We start from the raw sequence: 15,697 nt of genomic DNA on the forward strand, positions 1-15,697 counted from the left end.
TCTTTGTGCGATAAATAAATGAAGGAATGAAGATATGCACTTAACATCAAGAGAACAAGAAAAGCTAATGCTCTTTTTGGCCGGTGAACTGGCAGCAAAACGTAAAGCGAGAGGCGTTAAATTAAATTATCCAGAAACCATTGCTTATATTGCGAGCCATTTACAAGAGGCAGCAAGAGACGGAATGAGTGTAGCGGAAGTGATGCAATATGGCTCAACACTTTTAACCGTTGATGATGTCATGGAAGGTGTGGCAGAAATGGTTCATGAAGTCCAGATTGAAGCGACTTTCCCAGATGGTACAAAACTTGTTACCGTGCATAATCCGATTAGATAAAAGTAGAAGGATTTAAATAAAATGCTCCCAGGTGAATACCAATTAGCTGAAGGCGATATTATTGCCAATGTCGGCAGAAAAACCGTCACAATCGAAGTAACCAATTCAGGCGACCGTCCAATTCAAGTTGGCTCGCATTACCATTTTTTTGAGACCAATAATGCCCTTAAATTTGACCGCACTTTAGCGCGTGGAATGCGCTTAAATGTTCCATCTGGCAATGCAGTACGTTTTGAACCAGGTGAAGTGAAATCAGTCGAGTTAGTGGCTTTTGGAGGATCGCAAACTATTTACGGCTTCCATAATCAAATTGATGGCAAATTATAAGGTAGGGCAAAATGGCATTAACAATTTCAAGAGCACAATATGTAGCAACTTACGGCCCAACCGTTGGCGATAAAGTCCGTTTAGGCGATACCAATTTATGGGCAACTATTGAACAAGATTTATTGACCAAAGGCGATGAGTGTAAATTTGGTGGCGGTAAAAGTGTGCGCGATGGCATGGCGCAAAGCGGCACCGCAACTCGCGACAATCCGAATGTATTGGATTTTGTGATTACCAATGTGATGATCATTGATGCTAAATTAGGCATTATCAAAGCTGATATTGGTATTCGCGATGGGCGTATTGTCGGTATTGGACAAGCTGGTAACCCTGACACTATGGATAACGTCACGCCAAACATGATTATCGGTGCTAGCACGGAAGTGCATAACGGTGCACATTTAATTGCAACCGCTGGCGGTATTGATACCCACATTCACTTTATTTGTCCGCAACAAGCACAACATGCGATTGAAAGCGGTGTTACCACGTTAATTGGTGGAGGAACAGGCCCAGCTGATGGCACACACGCGACCACTTGTACGCCAGGCGCTTGGTATATGGAGCGTATGTTCCAAGCGGCAGAAGCTTTGCCTGTCAACGTAGGCTTTTTTGGTAAAGGTAACTGTTCAACCCTAGATCCGCTACGCGAACAAATTAAAGCGGGTGCATTAGGTTTAAAAATCCACGAAGACTGGGGCGCAACGCCTGCAGTAATTGATTCTGCATTAAAAGTGGCAGATGAAATGGATATTCAAGTAGCGATTCACACCGACACACTAAATGAAAGTGGCTTCTTAGAAGATACCATGAAAGCGATTGATGGACGTGTGATTCACACCTTCCACACGGAAGGTGCGGGCGGCGGACATGCGCCCGATATTATTAAAGCAGCGATGTATCCAAACGTATTACCCGCTTCAACCAACCCGACTCGTCCGTTTACAAAAAACACCATTGATGAACATTTGGATATGTTGATGGTTTGCCATCACTTAGATAAACGCGTGCCGGAAGACGTAGCTTTTGCCGATAGCCGTATCCGTCCTGAAACTATTGCAGCAGAAGATATTTTGCATGATATAGGCGTTTTCTCGATTATGAGTTCTGACTCTCAAGCAATGGGACGTATTGGCGAAGTCGTTATTCGTACATGGCAAACTGCAGATAAAATGAAAATGCAACGTGGTGAGTTAGGCAATGAAGGAAACGATAACTTCCGTATTAAACGCTATATTGCAAAATACACTATCAACCCAGCGATTGCACACGGTATTGCGGATCATATTGGTTCATTAGAAGTGGGCAAAATTGCAGATATCGTATTATGGAAACCGATGTTCTTTGGGGTAAAACCGGAAGTGGTAATTAAAAAAGGTTTTATTAGCTACGCCAAAATGGGCGATCCAAATGCCTCTATTCCAACACCGCAACCTGTATTCTATCGTCCGATGTACGGTGCACAAGGTTTAGCAACAGCACAAACTGCGGTATTCTTTGTTTCACAAGCCGCTGAAAAAGCAGATATTCGTGCAAAATTTGGTTTAAACAAAGAAACCATTGCCGTGAAAGGCTGCCGTAGCGTGGGTAAAAAAGATCTCGTTCACAATAACGCGACACCTGAAATTACGGTAGATCCAGAACGCTATGAAGTGCGAGTGGATGGCGAACTCATTACTTGCGAACCAGTGGATACGGTGCCATTGGGACAACGATATTTTATGTTCTAAGCAGAAAAGAGCGGTCAAATTTTAAGGAGAATTTACAATGAAACTTTGGTACTCCACCACCAGCCCGTATGTGCGTAAAGTGCTGGTAACATTGAAATATCAACAACTCTTAGACAAAACAGAACTGATTAAAATTGGTTCATCATTTGATGCAAGCTCTCCGCATAATCAGGCAAATCCTCTGGGCAGAGTGCCAGCGTTAGAACGTAATTGTGGTAATTGGCTTTATGGCAGTTTGCTGATTTGTGAATATCTTGATCAAAAAGGCAAGGTAGAACCTAAACTCATTCCAGAAAGCGGCAAACCACGCTGGGCAGCGTTAGCGTTGCATAATTTAGCCGATGGCATTATGGAAAACACCGTGCCAATGATGGCTGAAAAAATGCTTCGCCCTGAAAGTGAATGGTGGACAGATCGCCATCAACAACTAACCGAACGTAATCTTCAAAATTTTGCAAGACTTGAGCAAGATTTAAAACCGTTTGGCACGGAATTAAACATTGGTACGTTAACGGCGGTTGCAGTCATTGATTGGTTCTTGTTTAGAGCAGAAAAAATTGGATTAGATCTTGCAAAAGAATTTCCAAATTTAACCGCTTGGGCGGCAGAGATGAATGAAAAATATGAGGTTTTAAGCGAGACAATACCTACTTTGTAACCATTTTTTGCGTCATGAAATAGGTCTAAATAATCTAATTTCTCCGTATTTTCTTCTGCTAAATCTCCCCACCCCCTCTTTGCTAAAGAGGGGAAAGAACGGGCGAGATTTTATATCATTGTTCTACTTTGATATGGCAAATATAAATTAGTCAGATGACAGCAAATTTATAAAGAAAATCCCCTCTTTAGCAAAGGGGGGAAGGAATGAGCGAGGTTTTATATCATTGTTCTACTTTAATATAGCAAATATAAATTAGTCAGGTGACAGCAAATTTATAAAGCCCCCCTCTTTAGCAAAGAGGGGAAGGGGAGATTTGGCAGCCTTAATTAGCGAAGAAAATAAGTAATACAAAAATGAAAATCCTCAACCCCATTTTGCCTATTATGGATACTATTTTAGGCGACTTAGTTAGCCTCCAAACTGAAGGCAAAATTACACATCAAACCATTGAACGCGTGGCATTGCAGTGGTATGAAAGCGAACGGAATATTTTGCGTAAAACCACAAATACGGGGCGCGAAGTTGCCTTTCGTTTGCTAAAAGAAGGGCAACGTTTAAAACACAATGATGTGGTGTTTATCAGTGATGAGTTGGCGATTGTGATCGAAATCTTGCCAAGCGAAGTGATTGTGCTTTCGCCGAAAACCCTGCCTGAAATGGCTCGAGCCTGTTATGAAATCGGCAACAAACATTCACCGCTCTTTTTAGATGGTGATGAAGTCACGTTGCCTTACGATAAACCGATGTTCGAGTGGCTGCAAGCGGCGGGATTTCATCCTCAAAAAGCGGAACGCCGTTTAAGCCAAGCCTTACGTGCCAATTCGGCACAAGGACACGTGCATTCACATAGCCATTCGCACGCTCATCACGGTTATCATCATCACGGAGACGACAATTGGCATCAACATTAAACCGAAGCTTGGCAGATTTAGGTGCGTTGCTTCACTTAGTCGATCCCACTTTACCTATTGGGGGCTTTAACCACTCCAATGGCTTAGAAACCTTCGTCCAGCAAGGCGTTGTTTCGACTAAAGCAACTCTCGAAGAGTATGTGCAAACCCAGCTGTTGCAGAACTGGATTTACAACGACGGTGCGTATCTTTCCCTTGCATTCGATGCAATGAACGAAGGTAATTTTGACAGCTTGTGTGAGCTGGATTGGCAACTTTCCGCCACTAAAGTGGCACGCGAAAGCCGTGAAGGGAGCTTTAAACTCGGTGTACGCTTGCTGAAAATTTTTATTCGCTACGAAACACATACGCTGCTCACCGCTTACCAACAAGCGATTGTCGAAAAACGCGTGCAAGGCTACTTCCCTATCGTGTTTGCAATGGTTGCTCAAGCAATGGGGTTAAGCAAAGCCGATACGCTCTACGCTTTTTATTACAATGCCGCAGTGGGGGCAATTACTAATGGAGTGAAATTGATTCCTCTCAGCCAAATGAATGGGCAAGATATTCTGTTTGACTTGCGTGGCTCGCTCGTACAAGCGGTAGAATTAAGCCTTGAACCCGACGAAGAGTGGCTTGGTGCGGCAACGCTGGCGAATGATATTCGAGCTATCCAGCATGAAACGCTTTATACCCGACTCTATATGTCGTAATAATATTGAAAACAGTTAAGGAAAAGCAAAATGAGCTTTAAAGAAATTTTAGAAACCTTACCCACAATCGATCATTTAACTGGTTTAAATGTGACAGATGGTAAAACGATTATCCACAACATTCCAGCCATACCCGGTAAATTAGGTTCTCTTCGCCTTTATAATGCATTGGCTGAAAAATTTAACGGGAAATTAAACCGCACTTCCGCACAACAAGGTGTTGAATGGTTTGCAGAACACGTAGAAGATGCTAAAGCGAATCCAGGCAAGCATCCGAACATTGATTTACTATTTAAAGTCATTAATGAAAATCTTAATTTAACCCTGATTCCACTTTGCTAATTAATCAGAATTATTTAGAATAATTGAACTTTTGATTGATAAAACCTGTCTTATTAACAAATTGGTTCAATAAGATAGCTTATTGTGCTATAACTAGGTTCATTGATTGGCAAAAGCCAAAATAAAGAAGGGAAACGATGGATAAAGAAACACAAATGATGTTAGTTCCTCAAGGCAGTATCGAAGGTTATATTCGTGCGGCAAATGAATATCCGATGCTGACTGCAGAGGAAGAAAAGGAATTGGCAGAACGTTTGTATTATCACGAGGATTTAGATGCCGCGAAAAAACTCATTTTGTCGCATCTTCGTTTCGTGATCCATGTTGCACGTGGCTATTCTGGCTATGGTTTGCCACAAGCTGACCTAATCCAAGAAGGCAATATCGGCTTAATGAAAGCGGTTAAACGTTTTAACCCTGAAGTTGGTGTACGTTTGGTGTCATTCGCTGTGCATTGGATTAAAGCTGAGATCCACGAATATGTTCTTCGTAACTGGCGTATCGTAAAAGTCGCAACCACGAAAGCTCAACGTAAATTATTTTTCAACCTACGAAAAACTAAACAACGTTTAGGTTGGTTTAACGAAAATGAAGTTGATATCGTGGCAAATGAATTGGGTGTTTCCAAAGAAGATGTGATCGAAATGGAATCGCGTATGAGCGGTGCGGATGTAGGTTTTGATTTACCCACTGATGATGCAGAAACAGAGACTTATTCTCCCGCCCTTTATTTGGAAGATAAAAGTTCCAATTTCGCAGCAGAGCTTGAAAATGAAAACTTTGAAAGCCAAGCAACCGAGCAATTAGGTGCGGCGCTACAAAGTCTAGATGCGCGTAGTCAGGATATTATCAAAGCTCGTTGGCTAGATGATAACAAAGCAACATTACACGACTTAGCGGCAAAATATAATGTCTCAGCGGAACGTATCCGTCAATTAGAAACCAATGCACTGAAAAAATTAAAAAGTGCGGTGAGTTTTTAAATAATTTAAAAAAAGAAAACCTGCTGATTAGCAGGTTTTTTATTTATCATTTAAACGTAATTTCAAATCTTCAGCAGTTTGGCAAGTCTTAATCTTATCAAACACTTGGTTCGCCTCATCATATTCCTTATTCAAATAACGTAACCATTGTTTAATTCGTGCCACATGGTAAAAACCACTGTCATATTCATTTTCGACGTTAGCATATTTGTTCAAGATTTTTTGAATCTCACACCAAGGCATTTTTACTGCATTTGATTTCAGAACATGGCTTAAATTCGGAATATTCAACGCGCCTCGTCCCACCATTAAATCCTGACAACTTGTTTGAGATAGGCAATCTTGCCCATCTTGCCAATGCCAAATTTCTCCGTTAGCAATAACTGGAATGGATAAACGCTCTCGGACTTCACCAATTTTTTTCCAATTAATTCGATCTGCACGATAACCATCGGCTTTTGTGCGTCCATGAACTGTAATTTCGGTTGCACCGCCTTGCTCTACCGCATCTGCGATTTCAAAAGCTTGTGAAATATCATCCCAGCCTAACCGCACTTTTACACTAACAGGAAACTCATTGGGCACTGCTTGACGTAAGGCTTGAGTTGCACGATAAATCAATTCAGGCTGTTTCAATAATGCCGCACCGCCATTGCTACCATTCACAGTTTTAGAGGGACAACCACAATTTAAATCAATGCCATGAGAACCAAGATCGATCGCACGAATCGCATTTTCAGCAAGGCATTCTGGATGCTGCCCGAGCAACTGCACTCGCACTGGTGTGCCAGAGGAAGTAAAGCCCTTATTTTTTAATTCAGGGCATAAACGATAAAATACTTTTTCAGGGAGAAGTTGATCAACTACGCGGACAAATTCTGTTATACATAAATCGTAGTCATTCACTTCGGTGAGGAGTTGACGTACAAAGGGATCAAGAACCCCTTGCATAGGCGCAAGAATAACACGCACTATTTCCAGCCTTTTGCTTTACAAATTAAATCGTAAGCGGCTTGAATCTGTTGAGTTTTTTCTTTTGCCATTTCCATCATTTCTGGCGGTAAACCTTTCGCCACAAGTTTATCTGGATGGTGTTCATTCATTAAACGACGATAAGCACGCTTAACCATGTTTTGCTCGTCGGACTCAGTCACACCCAATACTTTATAGGCATCATTTAAAGTCGGGCCTGAAGCGTGTTGGTAACCACCACTATTTTGTTGCTGATATTGGTAGCCACCTTGATAGGCACCTTGTTGATATTGCTGATAGAAACCGCCTTGAGTAAAAGCTCGAGCAGCCATTTCCATCGCAATCATTTGTTCAAATTGCATACGAGAAAGACCAAGTTCTTCAGCAATTACATAAAGCACTTCTTTCTCATTTTCGTGAAGTTCTGAATCGGCAAAAGCCGCTTGAACTTGCACTTGTAAGAACATTCGTAATAAATCAGCACGTTGCCCACAACCAATGCGAAATTCACGGATAACCTGGCGAATTGGGAAATCAGATTCTTTACCGCGACGAAACGCATCCTGAGCTAATTTACGCCCCGCATCATCCAATTTAAGCTGAATCATTAATTGATTAGCTAATTGAATATCTTCTTCTGTTACACGCCCTTTCGATTTACTTAAATGGCCTAGCACCGCAAAGGTGGTTTGCATAAACAAGTCTTGACGCGTTGTTTTCTTTTTAAAGAAACTGGAACTTACCGAACCAAGCTCATACAATTTTTTATCTGCGATGGAACCTAAAATGAGCCCTGCAATCGCACCAAAAAATCCACCAACTTTCCAACCTAAAAATACGCCTATAATTTTTCCAATAAATCCCATTCTTTCCCCTGTTAAGTCAAAGTGCGGTTATTTTTATAATGTTATTTATAATGATGACAAAAATTTATTTCTCAAGTTTTATACGCCAAATTCAGCACGATAAGCACGCATTTCTGGCAAATGGCTACTGTATCGCGGATCTTGTTCGATAAATTGCATCAAATCATCTAAATCAATGATTGACAGCACTTGGCATTGATAATCACGTTCTACTTCTTGAATTGCTGAAAGCTCGCCTTTTCCTCGTTCTTTACGGTTTAAGGCGATTAATACTGCCGCAAGCTCTGCCTTATTTGCACTGATTAATTCCATAGATTCACGGATCGCAGTACCAGCCGTAATCACGTCATCCACAAGCAAAATTTTTCCTTGTAATGGGCTACCAATTAAATTACCGCCCTCTCCGTGATCTTTCACTTCTTTGCGATTAAAACACACGGGTTTATCAATACCATAACGATTAAATAGCGCCACCGAAACTGAAGTGCCAATTGGAATACCTTTGTAAGCGGGGCCAAAAACAACATCAAAATCTACCGCACTTGCCTGAATTGCCGCAGCATAGAACTCGCCTAAACTCGCTAAATCTGCCCCCGTATTGAACAAACCCGCATTGAAAAAATACGGACTTTTACGCCCCGATTTCAAAGTAAACTCTCCGAATTTCAATACATTTCGGCTTAAAGCAAATTCGATAAAATCGCGTTTATATTGTTCCATCTTTTTAATCCCTATAAACTATGTTTATAAGCCTAGCGCTTCTCGTTGAGCGACAAAAATTTGATTACAACCTTGTTTCGCTAAATCTAATAATGTTAATAATTCTTCATGGCTAAATGGCTCGCCTTCTGCGGTGCCTTGCACCTCAATCATTCGACCATCTTCCATCATCACAACATTCATATCAGTTTCCGCTGCAGAATCTTCCACGTATTCCAAATCACAAACAGCTTGACCATCAACAATCCCTACAGAAATTGCCGAAACTAGCCCTTTAATTGGGTTAGTTTTTAACGTGCCATTCTCAATTAAACCATTGATCGCATCACATAATGCAACTGCAGCACCAGTAATGGATGCGGTACGTGTGCCGCCATCTGCTTGAATAACATCGCAATCTAAAGTAATCGCACGTTCACCAAGTGCTTTGAGATCCACCATTGCGCGCAAAGAGCGGGCAATTAAGCGTTGAATTTCCATTGTGCGTCCGCATTGTTTACCTTTGGCCGCTTCACGTTGCATACGACTATGTGTTGAGCGTGGCAACATTCCATATTCAGCCGTGACCCAGCCTTGCCCTTGTCCTTTTAAGAAACGTGGTACAGCATCTTCCACGGTTGCAGTACAAAGCACTTTGGTATCACCAAATTCAACAAGCACAGAACCTTCAGCATGCTTGGTGTAGTTACGGGTAATTTTAATTTGGCGGGGTTGATTATTTTCTCGATTATTTGGACGCATAATTATTCCTTGATATGGTTTCGAACGATGTAATAAAAAAGCGCACTATTCTAGCACGCTTTAGTTTTCATTATTGGGTAGTTTTTTCAAAGTCACGAATTTTATGGAAAGTTTCGTTTAAATCTGCCGCAAAATTAATTTTTTGAATATCTGGCGAAGAATTAGATTTAACTAACATTCTCAACGGCTGAAACTGCATATTGCACAAGTAAAGTTGTTGATGCTGCAACATATGTTGAACAAATCGGGTAAGCGCATGAATGCCACCAGCATCAAGCACTGTAACGGCATCACATTGCAGCACAATATGTCGGATTTCATGATCAGTATGAACCGTTCTATCATGCAAATCCGCAAATAATTTATCCGCCGCGGCAAAGAAAAGCGGACCGCTAATTCGGTAAACCAAAACATCATCTAAATCTTCAGGCGCATTGTGTTCAATGGCTTTTGTCATCTCAGCAATCGTCCGAATAAACAAGAGGCTTGCAAGCAACACTCCGACACTAATCGCAATCACCATATCAAATAATACAGTTAAAATAAGACAAGTGAGCAACACCGCCATTTCATTTTTGCCTGAACGGCGAGCAAGGTGAATAATGTCGTGCACACTTGCCATATTCCACGCCACCACTAACAACAAAGCAGCCATCGATGACAAAGGCAAATAAGAAAGCGCTTGCGAAAACAAAAGTAAAGCGAATAAAACAAGTATTGCGTGTACGACACTCGATATTGGCGATACCGCCCCTGATTTCACATTAGCCGCAGAACGAGCAATCGCAGCTGTTGCAGTAATCCCACCAAAAAACGGAGAAATGATATTTCCCAAGCCTTGCGCTAATAACTCGTTATTAGAGTGATGTTTAGTATCTGTCATATTATCTAAAATCACGGCACAAAGAAGTGATTCGATTGCGCCCAATACCGCCATTGAAAAAGCAGCAGGTAACAATGCTTGTAAGCTATTAAAATCCCAATGAATTAATTGACCTTGCGCATCAGGAATATTCCACGGCAGAGAAAAATCTGGCAATACATTAGGAATCCCATGGCCAATGGAACCATCAGGCAAAGTATATTGGAATGCAGATCCAATCGTCGCCACCTCAAAACCAAAATGCTGTAATGCTAGAGCTAAAATCATGCCAATAATCACGGCAGGTAAATGCCCTGGCACTGCCAAACGCAATTTATGCCATTGAGTCAGGACTAATAGTGTTACCACACCAACTGCTGCATTCGCCCAATTTATCGTAGGAAGTGCGGTAAAAATTGTTTGGATTTTTTCAAGATAATACGCCGGCATTTTTTCTATGGAAAGCCCTAAAAAATCCTTAATCTGCAAAGTACCAATAGTAATACCAATCCCACAAGTAAAACCTAAGGTGACGGGCAACGGAATATATTCAATTAAACGCCCTAGACGAAATAACGCCATCAAAACCAAAATCAGCCCAGAAAGCAACGTTGCCATCAAAAGACCACTTAGCCCAAATTGTTGAGTAACTGGGTAAAGAATCACAACAAAAGCGGCTGTAGGGCCAGATATATTAAAACGAGAACCACCAGTCAGCGCGATAACGATACCCGCAATAATTGCCGTATAAAGACCATGTTGTGGCGGCACACCACTCGCAATAGCCAAAGCCATGGAAAGCGGAATCGCAATCACCCCCACGGTCAACCCTGAAATAATGTCGCGAATCAGCGATTTTATCGAATAACCTAAACGAAAAGAATCTTTCAGCGCGCTAAAGGGTTTTACGGCTAAAAAAACATTTTTAGAAAATAACGCTTTAATATGCATAAAAAAACTACAAACGATAAATAAAGTGCGGTTATTCTAGCGAAACTTTTAAAAGTTTTTTATGTTCTAGCGCAAAAAACTTGACTAAACTGGAGCAAATCTTTATAGTTTGCGCACCTTTTACGGTGAGATGTCCGAGTGGTTGAAGGAGCACGCCTGGAAAGCGTGTATGTGGGAAACTGCATCAAGGGTTCGAATCCCTTTCTCACCGCCATCCTAATTTAATCCCCTTATTTTTCTCCTTTCCTTCTTATTCAAAATCAATTTTTTATTCTTCTTTTCGTATTCTGTTCATTGAATTTTTTCATCAATGCAGTAAACTAGCCACCGATTTTTAATCACCTCTCTTTTCACTTTAAATGTTACCCGCGAGTAACAAAAGGACACATCATGACAAACAAAGTAAACAGTTATGGCTGGAAAGCCTTAATTGGCTCTGCCGTCGGCTATGCAATGGACGGTTTCGATCTTCTCATTTTAGGTTTCATGCTTAGTGCAATTTCCGCAGACTTAAATCTAACACCCGCACAAGGTGGATCTCTTGTAACTTGGACTCTGATTGGTGCCGTATTTGGCGGCATTTTATTTGGTGCATTAAGCGATAAATACGGTCGTGTACGCGTACTTACTTGGACCATTCTTCTCTTTGCGGTGTTTACTGGTTTATGTGCGATTGCACAAGGTTATTGGGACTTACTAATTTATCGCACAATTGCTGGCATTGGCTTAGGCGGTGAATTTGGAATTGGGATGGCTCTAGCAGCGGAAGCATGGCCTGCACGTCACCGAGCTAAAGCTGCATCTTATGTTGCATTAGGTTGGCAAGCTGGTGTGTTAGGTGCCGCATTGCTTACACCATTATTGCTCCCGCATATTGGTTGGCGTGGAATGTTCTTGGTGGGTATCTTCCCTGCATTTGTCGCTTGGTTCTTACGTTCTCATCTGCACGAACCTGAAATTTTCACTCAAAAACAAACCGCACTTTCAACGCAATCCAGCTTTACTGATAAATTACGTTCATTTCAGCTTCTGATTAAAGACAAATCCACGAGCAAAATTAGTCTTGGTATCGTTGTACTTACCTCCGTACAAAACTTCGGTTATTACGGTATTATGATTTGGTTACCTAATTTCTTATCAAAACAACTGGGATTCAGCTTAACTAAATCTGGACTTTGGACAGCCGTTACCGTCTGTGGCATGATGGCTGGCATTTGGATTTTCGGACAACTCGCTGACCGCATCGGACGCAAACCAAGTTTCTTACTTTTCCAATTAGGCGCAGTGATAAGTATTGTGGTTTACTCACAACTTACCGATCCTGACATCATGCTTCTTGCTGGGGCATTTTTAGGTATGTTTGTGAACGGAATGATGGGCGGTTACGGTGCATTAATGGCAGAAGCCTACCCAACAGAAGCTCGAGCAACCGCACAAAACGTACTTTTCAATATTGGTCGTGCCGTAGGGGGATTTGGACCTGTGGTTGTGGGCGCAGTTGTACTCGCCTACTCTTTCCAAACGGCCATCGCCCTACTTGCGATTATCTACGTAATTGATATGTTAGCGACAATTTTCTTAATCCCTGAATTAAAAGGTAAAGCCTTAGACTAAGAAAATATAAAAGATAAAAATGCTCGCCAAATGCGAGCATTTTTTATGAAATAAAAGTAAGCAATTGTGAGGATACTTGTTCAGCTGAAATCTCTTTCATTGAATTAGCCGATAAGTAATGCTGATTTTTACCATAACAACCAATCAATTTAGGATCCGTTGAGCCATAAAGCGTAATATTGGGCTTATCCAAAGCGGCAGTTAAATGCGCCAATCCTGTATCCACCGACACGATAGCTTGCGCATTTGCAAGCTGTTTTGCAAGCTCCGTTAAAGTTAACTTAGGCAACACGATCACATTAGAATGACCTTGAGCCAAACGCTCTGCTCGCGCTTTTTCTAGTTCATTTCCCCAAGGCAAGCGAATTTCGTAATCAGAAAGTGCGGTAATTTTTTCAATCAATTTTTGCCATTCTGATTCTTCCCAATGCTTATCTGCCCGAGTTGTAGAATGAATGAATACCACATAGTTTTGTTCTGAAGTTTGATGAAGAAAATGGCGAGCAATACCATAATCGCCCTGAACTTGAGGCAATTCATAACCTAAACTTTGAGCAAAAAGCTGACGAATTCGTTCCACCGCATGCTGTTGATAAGAAATGGCATATTTTTTATCGTAGAAAAAAGATGCTAACGGCTCTCGGATACTTTGACGATCATAGCCATGTTTCACGCCTTGAGCGAAACGAGTTGCAAATAATGCACTTTTAATGAGCCCTTGTGCATCAATTACCGCATCATAGTTTTCAGCCTGCAACAAAGTGCGGTAATTTTTCCACTCATTTCTTGTTTGAATGGAAAAAGGTGATTTACGCCAACGACGCAAAGCAATAGGAATCACTCGATTTACGGCAGAATGCCAACGTGGAATTTCTGCAAAGTTTTCTTCCACCACCCAATCAATGCTTAAATTTGGTATCGCCCTTTGTGCATCAGTCAATGCTGGCAAAGTATGAATCACATCCCCCATAGAGGAAGTTTTAATCACACATACTTTCATTTAATTAACCTTCTTCCCCAATGCATAATTCCAAGTCCAGATACGGCTAAAATGCCCCCAATAATTAAGGAGAAATCCACTTGTTCATTCAACCAAACGGCGGAGAATAAAATGCCTAAAATCGGCACAAGAATAATATAGGCCGAGGCATTGCCCGCCCCTAAGTGTTTCACACCATCAAAATACCATGCATAAGCCAATACCGTTGAGCCAAATGCAAGACCAAGTAAACTAAACCATTGCGATCCATTTAATTGAAATACGGTTGCCAAATCTTCCGCACTTTCCGTCCATAATGCTGCCAACGTCAGCATGAAAAAACCAAAAGTAGAAGAAATCGTGGTAGCGGTGAGAGAATCAATTCCGATTAATACTTTACGAGCCAATAAAGTATAAGCAACCCAGCAAACTAAAGCACAAAGCAATAACATTTGACCGAATCCAAAATTTTGTAAGAGGTTAGTTGGATTCCCTTTTGTCATGGCTAACAAAGAACCGCTAATGGCAATAATCATCCCTAAAACAACCCAGCGATTCCATTTTTCTTTAAATAATAAAATAGCAAAAAACATCGTAAAGACGGGATTAGAGGCAACGACCATCGTTCCTTGCCCTGCTGGAACATATTTCAAACCCCAAATAAAGAAAGTCGAATAACCAAAGATCCCAAGCAAAGCCGTTAACAATAACCCTACCCATTGATTAGGTCGCAGTTGTTTAGCATATTTGAAACGATTCGCCGCATATAGCCAAATAATGAGTGGAATAATGGCGAAAAAAAAGCGCGCGCTTGAAGCAACAAATGTCGACATAGCTTGGGCAACCACTCGTCCCCAAGGCCAAGAGGCGCCCCATAAAATCACCATTCCAATTAATTGTAAATGTATACGTAGAGGGTTCATTTTGCTAATAATGCCTCTAATTTTTCTAATGCCATTTCCGGCGTAATATCAATCAAACTTTGATGATACCCCCCCTCTTTGTCGCCTTTACGGACTTTAATCAATCCACCTTCAATTAAACGAATAATCGTTGCTTTATCCGAAAGTGGCGGCGTATATTGCGGGCTAGTTGGTCCATAAAGTGCAATCAATGGACGATTTACGGCTGCCGCAATATGCATTAAACCACTGTCATTTGTCACGACTGCCGTACAATTTGCAATTAAATCCACTGCTTCATTTAAATTGGTTTTTCCTGCTAAATTGACACAAAACTCACGCAACTCTTCTGGCAGCGCTTGACGAATTTCTTCGCCCACTAGTTCATCTTTAGCAGAACCAAATAGCTCCACCGCATAGCCTTGGGTAATTAACATTTCTGCTAATTTTGCATAATGATAATGTGGCCAACGTTTTGCTGGGCCAAATTCAGCTCCAGGACAGAAACCGATAATCGGACTTTCGCCTAAAAGTGCGGTTTGTTTTTCAAATTTTTTTAAGGTTTCAGCTTGTTGCGCTGGCTCAACCGTCAAATAGGGTTTCAAGATAGGAATATCATCAGCTTTTGGTACAGCATCTTTTTCAAAAGCCAATGCAACATAACGCTGCACCATCATTGGATAATCTTTTTTATTGGCTCGTAAATCATTCAATAAAATATAACGGCTTTCGCCTTTCCAACCACGACGATGAGCAATTTTTGCGAAGAAAGGAACAAACGCCGATTTCAATGAATTAGGCAAAATAATCGCCATATCATATTGTTCACGCAAAGATTTCCCTAAACGATAACGCGTTCCCAATTCAAAGGCCCCGTGCCCTAGTGGCATTTCAATCGCCTTACGCACCGCTGGCATACGCGCAAGCAAAGGCTTACACCAATTCGGTGCCATCACATCAATATTGCAGTTTGGATATTGAATTTTCAGTTGCTGGTACAAACTGTGCGACATCATCATATCGCCAACCCAAGAAGGGCCAATAATTAGAATATTCATTTTCTGTCTTTCAGATAAAAGTGCGGTCAAAAATACCGAGATTTTTAAC

17 protein-coding genes and 1 tRNA gene are annotated in these 15,697 nt (G+C 41.3%); 10 read left to right on the forward strand and 8 right to left on the reverse strand.

Going from position 1 to position 15,697, the window contains the following annotated elements; genetic code table 11:
• The first annotated feature begins 34 nt into the window (after positions 1-34).
• The 8 genes from ureA (at position 35) to rpoH (ending at position 5,983) form a co-directional block, all read left to right on the forward strand.
• Positions 35-337, forward strand: a complete 303-nt coding sequence (ureA, locus tag LIX50_RS06690; protein WP_005688619.1) for an urease subunit gamma — start codon at positions 35-37, stop codon at positions 335-337.
• A gap of 21 nt (positions 338-358) precedes the next feature.
• Positions 359-664: an urease subunit beta gene (gene ureB, locus LIX50_RS06695; protein WP_048953441.1), complete on the forward strand. Its 306-nt coding sequence runs from the start codon at positions 359-361 to the stop codon at positions 662-664.
• An 11-nt stretch (positions 665-675) separates the two neighbouring features.
• Entirely contained in the window at positions 676-2,394 is a 1,719-nt protein-coding gene (ureC, locus tag LIX50_RS06700; RefSeq protein WP_048953439.1) for an urease subunit alpha, read from the forward strand.
• Positions 2,395-2,431: 37 nt separating this feature from the next.
• Positions 2,432-3,052, forward strand: a complete 621-nt coding sequence (locus LIX50_RS06705; RefSeq protein ID WP_048953437.1) for a glutathione S-transferase — start codon at positions 2,432-2,434, stop codon at positions 3,050-3,052.
• Positions 3,053-3,408: 356 nt separating this feature from the next.
• Positions 3,409-3,966, forward strand: coding sequence for an urease accessory protein UreE (ureE, locus tag LIX50_RS06710; RefSeq protein ID WP_048953435.1), 558 nt, complete (start codon positions 3,409-3,411; stop codon positions 3,964-3,966).
• Positions 3,951-4,658, forward strand: coding sequence for an urease accessory protein UreF (locus LIX50_RS06715; protein ID WP_048953434.1), 708 nt, complete (start codon positions 3,951-3,953; stop codon positions 4,656-4,658). The genes ureE and LIX50_RS06715 overlap by 16 nt, the downstream gene beginning before the upstream one ends.
• A gap of 30 nt (positions 4,659-4,688) precedes the next feature.
• Complete coding sequence (locus tag LIX50_RS06720; protein WP_048953432.1) at positions 4,689-5,000, forward strand: DUF2322 family protein; 312 nt, start codon at positions 4,689-4,691, stop codon at positions 4,998-5,000.
• Between the two features lie 137 nt (positions 5,001-5,137).
• Entirely contained in the window at positions 5,138-5,983 is an 846-nt protein-coding gene (gene rpoH, locus LIX50_RS06725) for an RNA polymerase sigma factor RpoH (protein ID WP_005626842.1), read from the forward strand.
• A 39-nt stretch (positions 5,984-6,022) separates the two neighbouring features.
• On the opposite strand, the gene dusC is transcribed toward rpoH, so the two are convergent.
• The 5 genes from dusC to dauA all read right to left on the reverse strand — a co-directional run bounded on the left by dusC (position 6,023) and on the right by dauA (position 11,095).
• Positions 6,023-6,955, reverse strand: a complete 933-nt coding sequence (gene dusC, locus LIX50_RS06730; RefSeq protein WP_048953431.1) for a tRNA dihydrouridine(16) synthase DusC — start codon at positions 6,953-6,955, stop codon at positions 6,023-6,025.
• Positions 6,955-7,821, reverse strand: a complete 867-nt coding sequence (djlA, locus tag LIX50_RS06735) for a co-chaperone DjlA (protein ID WP_048953429.1) — start codon at positions 7,819-7,821, stop codon at positions 6,955-6,957. The genes dusC and djlA overlap by 1 nt, the downstream gene beginning before the upstream one ends.
• Positions 7,822-7,899: 78 nt before the next feature.
• A complete protein-coding gene (gene pyrE / locus LIX50_RS06740; RefSeq protein ID WP_048953426.1) occupies positions 7,900-8,541 on the reverse strand; it encodes an orotate phosphoribosyltransferase in 642 nt (213 codons plus the stop codon).
• A gap of 24 nt (positions 8,542-8,565) precedes the next feature.
• Positions 8,566-9,282 carry a ribonuclease PH gene (rph, locus tag LIX50_RS06745; protein WP_048953425.1) on the reverse strand — a complete coding sequence of 239 codons (717 nt, stop codon included), beginning with the start codon at positions 9,280-9,282 and terminating at the stop codon, positions 8,566-8,568.
• 70 nt (positions 9,283-9,352) lie between these two features.
• Positions 9,353-11,095: a C4-dicarboxylic acid transporter DauA gene (gene dauA / locus LIX50_RS06750; RefSeq protein WP_140524073.1), complete on the reverse strand. Its 1,743-nt coding sequence runs from the start codon at positions 11,093-11,095 to the stop codon at positions 9,353-9,355.
• A gap of 124 nt (positions 11,096-11,219) precedes the next feature.
• On the opposite strand from dauA, the gene LIX50_RS06755 reads away from it, so the two are divergent.
• Positions 11,220-11,309 (forward strand) — tRNA-Ser (locus LIX50_RS06755).
• A gap of 176 nt (positions 11,310-11,485) precedes the next feature.
• The gene (locus tag LIX50_RS06760) at positions 11,486-12,709 is read left to right on the forward strand and encodes an MFS transporter (RefSeq protein WP_048953423.1); all 1,224 of its coding nucleotides are present in this window, start codon (positions 11,486-11,488) and stop codon (positions 12,707-12,709) included.
• A gap of 43 nt (positions 12,710-12,752) precedes the next feature.
• On the opposite strand, the gene rfaC is transcribed toward LIX50_RS06760, so the two are convergent.
• From rfaC to waaF, 3 genes are read right to left on the reverse strand one after another with little or no spacing between them, the layout of a single operon-like run.
• A complete protein-coding gene (rfaC, locus tag LIX50_RS06765) occupies positions 12,753-13,709 on the reverse strand; it encodes a lipopolysaccharide heptosyltransferase RfaC (RefSeq protein WP_048953421.1) in 957 nt (318 codons plus the stop codon).
• Positions 13,706-14,611, reverse strand: coding sequence for a DMT family transporter (locus LIX50_RS06770; protein ID WP_048953420.1), 906 nt, complete (start codon positions 14,609-14,611; stop codon positions 13,706-13,708). The genes rfaC and LIX50_RS06770 overlap by 4 nt, the downstream gene beginning before the upstream one ends.
• On the reverse strand, positions 14,608-15,648 hold the full coding sequence (gene waaF / locus LIX50_RS06775; protein ID WP_048953419.1) for a lipopolysaccharide heptosyltransferase II: 1,041 nt from the start codon (positions 15,646-15,648) through the stop codon (positions 14,608-14,610). Before waaF ends, LIX50_RS06770 begins: the two co-directional genes overlap by 4 nt.
• Positions 15,649-15,697: the final 49 nt, after the last annotated feature.

The sequence above is a fragment of the Haemophilus sp. Marseille-P9675 genome, from assembly GCF_916862695.1.
GTDB lineage: Bacteria > Pseudomonadota > Gammaproteobacteria > Enterobacterales > Pasteurellaceae > Haemophilus > Haemophilus haemolyticus_K.

Coding starts and splice junctions, on each gene's coding strand:
- rfaC (WP_048953421.1), bottom strand. CDS start 13,709: ATGAAAGTATGTGTGATTAAAACTTCCTCTATGGGGGATGTGATTCAT.
- dauA (WP_140524073.1), bottom strand. CDS start 11,095: ATGCATATTAAAGCGTTATTTTCTAAAAATGTTTTTTTAGCCGTAAAA.
- ureA (WP_005688619.1), top strand. CDS start 35: ATGCACTTAACATCAAGAGAACAAGAAAAGCTAATGCTCTTTTTGGCC.
- ureE (WP_048953435.1), top strand. CDS start 3,409: ATGAAAATCCTCAACCCCATTTTGCCTATTATGGATACTATTTTAGGC.
- LIX50_RS06760 (WP_048953423.1), top strand. CDS start 11,486: ATGACAAACAAAGTAAACAGTTATGGCTGGAAAGCCTTAATTGGCTCT.
- LIX50_RS06705 (WP_048953437.1), top strand. CDS start 2,432: ATGAAACTTTGGTACTCCACCACCAGCCCGTATGTGCGTAAAGTGCTG.
- rpoH (WP_005626842.1), top strand. CDS start 5,138: ATGGATAAAGAAACACAAATGATGTTAGTTCCTCAAGGCAGTATCGAA.
- djlA (WP_048953429.1), bottom strand. CDS start 7,821: ATGGGATTTATTGGAAAAATTATAGGCGTATTTTTAGGTTGGAAAGTT.
- LIX50_RS06770 (WP_048953420.1), bottom strand. CDS start 14,611: ATGAACCCTCTACGTATACATTTACAATTAATTGGAATGGTGATTTTA.
- waaF (WP_048953419.1), bottom strand. CDS start 15,648: ATGAATATTCTAATTATTGGCCCTTCTTGGGTTGGCGATATGATGATG.
- ureB (WP_048953441.1), top strand. CDS start 359: ATGCTCCCAGGTGAATACCAATTAGCTGAAGGCGATATTATTGCCAAT.
- ureC (WP_048953439.1), top strand. CDS start 676: ATGGCATTAACAATTTCAAGAGCACAATATGTAGCAACTTACGGCCCA.
- rph (WP_048953425.1), bottom strand. CDS start 9,282: ATGCGTCCAAATAATCGAGAAAATAATCAACCCCGCCAAATTAAAATT.
- LIX50_RS06720 (WP_048953432.1), top strand. CDS start 4,689: ATGAGCTTTAAAGAAATTTTAGAAACCTTACCCACAATCGATCATTTA.
- pyrE (WP_048953426.1), bottom strand. CDS start 8,541: ATGGAACAATATAAACGCGATTTTATCGAATTTGCTTTAAGCCGAAAT.